We start from the raw sequence: 313 nt of genomic DNA on the forward strand, positions 1-313 counted from the left end.
GACCAGCAGAAAATCGTGGTTGTTCAATGATACGGTGGCCGGGGCGAAAGCCAGTGCAACGATCTACAGCTTGATGCTCACCTGTCGGGCGTGCAACGTTGAGCCGTTCGAGTACTTGTGCGAAGTGCTCACCGAGTTGCCGCAGCGTGCGGCCGGTGCCGACGTGAGCGACTTGCTGCCATTCAACATCGGCGAGCGGCTCGCTCGACGCAAACCAACCGCCGACTAACGCTTCCGATGCGTCGGCCCCACGCCGACGCTCACTCCCATCCTTCGCTTTGGACATCGCCGACCTCGGTCGTCGCGGTGCGGT

1 protein-coding gene is annotated in these 313 nt (G+C 62.3%); it reads left to right on the plus strand.

The genetic code is table 11. The features are described from left to right. Positions 1-229: transposase domain-containing protein (locus tag ACSQ83_RS35970; protein ID WP_436231383.1), on the plus strand; the 229-nt coding region annotated here is incomplete at its 5' end. Between the last annotated feature and the right edge of the window lie 84 nt (positions 230-313).

It is taken from the genome of Caballeronia sp. LjRoot29 (genome assembly GCF_964252755.1).
Lineage (GTDB): Bacteria > Pseudomonadota > Gammaproteobacteria > Burkholderiales > Burkholderiaceae > Caballeronia.